3 protein-coding genes are annotated in these 3,631 nt (G+C 68.4%); all 3 read left to right on the forward strand.

The annotated features are described in order from the left end of the window. Nucleotides 1-1,534: sugar ABC transporter ATP-binding protein (locus DIE17_RS36815; protein ID WP_260439302.1), on the forward strand; the 1,534-nt coding region annotated here is incomplete at its 5' end. Nucleotides 1,535-1,574: 40 nt separating this feature from the next. Further along, entirely contained in the window at nt 1,575-2,612 is a 1,038-nt protein-coding gene (locus DIE17_RS36820; RefSeq protein ID WP_124489874.1) for an ABC transporter permease subunit, read from the forward strand. An 86-nt stretch (nt 2,613-2,698) separates the two neighbouring features. Further along, a partial coding sequence (locus DIE17_RS36825; RefSeq protein ID WP_124492248.1) for an ABC transporter substrate-binding protein occupies nt 2,699-3,631 on the forward strand: 933 nt, incomplete at its 3' end.

A 3,631-nucleotide genomic window follows, 5' to 3' on the forward strand; every position in this document is an offset into this window, starting at 1 on the left:
CCGGCCGCTGCTCGAGATGCGCGGCATCAGCAAGACCTTCCCGGCCGTGCGCGCGCTCGACAACGTCAGCCTGACCGTCTATCCGGGCGAGATCCATTCGCTGATGGGCGAGAACGGCGCGGGCAAGTCGACGCTGATGAAGATCCTGTCGGGTGCGTACCGCGCCGACGCCGGCGGCGAGATCCTGATCGACGGCGCGCGCATCGACGTCGACGGCCCGCTCGCCGCGCGCGACGCCGGCGTCGCCGTGATCTACCAGGAGCTGTGCCTCGCGCCCAACCTCACCGTCGCGGAAAACATCTACGTCGGCCGCGAACTGCGCCGCGGCAACCGTCGCTGGGGCACCATCGACCGCGCGGCGATGGCGCGCGGCTGCCAGGACGTGCTCGCGCGCCTCGGTGCGCCGTTCGGCCCCGACACGCTGGTCGGCACGCTGTCGATCGCCGAGCAGCAGCTCGTCGAGATCGCGCGCGCCGTGCATACCCGCGCACGCATCCTCGTGATGGACGAACCGACGACGCCGCTGTCGTCGCGCGAGACCGAGCACCTGTTCGGCCTGATCCGCCAGCTGCGCGAGGAAGGTCTCGCGATCATCTACATCAGCCACCGGATGGCCGAAATCTACGAGCTGTCCGACCGCGTGTCGGTGCTGCGCGACGGCTCGTACGTCGGCACGCTCGAGCGCGCGTCGCTGTCGGCCGAGCGGCTCGTCGCGATGATGGTCGGCCGCGACATCTCCGGCTTCTACAAGAAGGAACACGCGCCGTACGATCCCGGCCACCTGCTGCTGTCGGTGCGCGACATCGCCGACGGCGAGCGCGTGCGCGGCTGCAGCCTCGACCTGCATGCGGGCGAGGTGCTCGGCATCGCCGGGCTCGTCGGCGCGGGCCGCACCGAGCTCGCGCGGCTGATCTTCGGCGCGGAGCCGCGCACGCGCGGCGACGTGAAGCTGGGCGAGCGCACGTTCGGCGCGCATTCGCCGCGCGACGCGATCGACGCGGGCCTCGTCTACCTGACGGAAGACCGCAAGCGCCAGGGCCTGTTCCTCGACATGAGCGTGCGCGACAACATCAACATCTCCGTGTGCAACCGCGATGCGCGGCTCGGTGCGCTCGATCTGGCGCGCGGCGCCACGCGCGCGCGCGACGCGATCGCCTCGCTGTCGATCCGCGTGCCGAACGCGAACGTCAACGTCGGCGCGCTGTCGGGCGGCAACCAGCAGAAAGTGCTGCTGTCGCGCCTGCTCGAGACGAAGCCGCGCGTGCTGATCCTCGACGAGCCGACGCGCGGCGTCGACATCGGCGCGAAATCCGAGATCTACCGGATCATCAACGAACTGGCCCGCGCCGGCGTCGGCGTGATCGTGATCTCGAGCGAGCTGCCGGAGATCATCGGCGTCGCCGACCGCGTGCTCGTGATGCGCGAAGGCGAGATCGCCGGCGAACTCGGCGGCCACACGCACACGCCCATCACGCAGGAAGCGATCATCGCGCTCGCCACCGGCTCGCAGGCCGAGCTCGCCGACGCGCACTGACCACGGCCCCTTCATCTCCTTCTTCCTTCAAGGTACCGACATGATCAACCCGACCAAGCAGCGGAACCTCGCGTCCGCGACGGCCCATCCGGTCGCCAACCGTACGCCGCTGATGCGCGGCGCCGATCATCGCGCGCGCATGCAGTCGCTGATGCGCACCGCCGGCATGCTGCCGGTGCTGCTGGTCCTCTGCATCGGCTTCGGCTTCATGACCGACGGCTTCTTCACGCTGCAGAACCTGTCGATCGTCACGCAGCAGGCGTCGATCAACATCGTGCTCGCCGCCGGCATGACCTTCGTGATCCTGACGGGCGGCATCGACCTGTCGGTCGGCTCGGTGCTCGCCGCGTCGGCCGTCGCCGCGCTCATCGCGTCGACCATCCCCGGCTGGGGCTGGCTCGGCGTGCCGATCGCGCTCGCGGTCGGCCTCGTGTTCGGCGCGATCAACGGCGGCCTGATCTCGTTCCTGCGCCTGCCGCCGTTCATCGTCACGCTCGGCGCGATGACGGCCGTGCGCGGCATCGCCCGCCTAATCGGCAACGACACGACCGTCTTCAACCCGCAACTGCCGTTCGCGTTCATCGGCAACGGTACGATCCTCGGCGTGCCGTGGCTCGTCGTGATCGCCTGCGCGGTGATCGCGCTGTCGTGGTTCATCCTGCGCCGCACGGTGCTCGGCATGCGGATCTATTCGGTCGGCGGCAACCCGGAAGCCGCGCGGCTGTCGGGCATCAACGTGCGCGCGATCCAGCTGTTCGTGTATGCGGCGTCGGGCCTGCTCGCCGGCCTCGGCGCGGTGATGTCGGCCGCGCGGCTCTATGCGGCCAATGGCCTGCAGCTCGGCCAGTCGTACGAGCTCGATGCGATCGCCGCGGTGATCCTCGGCGGCACGAGCTTCGTCGGCGGCGTCGGCTCGATCGTCGGCACGCTGATCGGCGCGCTGATCATCGCGGTGCTGACCAACGGCCTCGTGCTGCTCGGCGTGTCCGACATCTGGCAATACATCATCAAGGGGCTCGTGATCATCGGCGCGGTCGCGCTCGACCGCTATCGCCAGCGCGACTCGGCCCGCACCTGATTCGTATTCCTCACCACTCGATCATCGGGGCGCAGGCAGGTCCTCCTGCACCCATCCGCCAACGGACCTTCCGGAGACACAACGACATGTTCAAGCAAAAAGCCGCCCTGACCGCCGTCGCCTGCGCGCTCGCCTTCGGCGCCGCCGCCGCCCATGCAGCCGACAAGCCGCTGAAATCGATCGGCGTCACGGTCGGCTCGCTCGGCAACCCGTACTTCGTCACGATCGTGAAAGGCGCCGAGGCGCGCGCCAGGCAGCTCAACCCGAACGCGAAGGTCACCGCGGTCTCGGCCGACTACGACCTGAATAAGCAGTTCACGCAGATCGACAACTTCATCTCCGCGCACGTCGACATGATCCTGCTCAACGCGACCGATCCGAAGGCGATCGAGCCGGCGGTGAAGAAGGCGCAGGCGGCGGGCATCACGGTCGTCGCGGTGGACGTCGCGGCCGCCGGCGCGAACGCGACCGTGCAGACCAACAACGTGAAGGCCGGCGAGCTCGCGTGCGACTACCTCGCGAAGAAACTCAACGGCAAGGGCAACGTGATCATCGAGAACGGCCCGCAGGTGTCGGCCGTGATCGATCGCGTGAACGGCTGCAAGACCGTGCTCGCGAAGAACCCGGGCATCAAGTTGCTGTCGAGCGACCAGGACGGCAAGGGCTCGCGCGAGGGCGGGATGAACACGATGCAGGGCTACCTGACGCGCTTTCCGAAGCTCGACGGCGTGTTCACGATCAACGACCCGCAGGCGATCGGCAGCGATCTCGCGGCGAAGCAGCTGAACCGCCCGAACATCGTGATCACGTCGGTCGACGGCGCGCCCGACATCGAAGTCGCGCTGAAGTCGAACACGCTCGTGCAGGCATCGTCGAGCCAGGACCCGTGGGCGATGGCGCAGCAGGCCGTAAACGTCGGCTACGGGATCATGAACGGCCAGAAGCCGGCCAACCCGATGATCCTGATCGAGCCGACGCTCGTCACGCGTGACAACGTGAAGGCTTACAAAGGCTGGAGC

The sequence above is a fragment of the Burkholderia sp. Bp9099 genome (assembly GCF_003857805.1).
Taxonomy (GTDB): domain Bacteria; phylum Pseudomonadota; class Gammaproteobacteria; order Burkholderiales; family Burkholderiaceae; genus Burkholderia.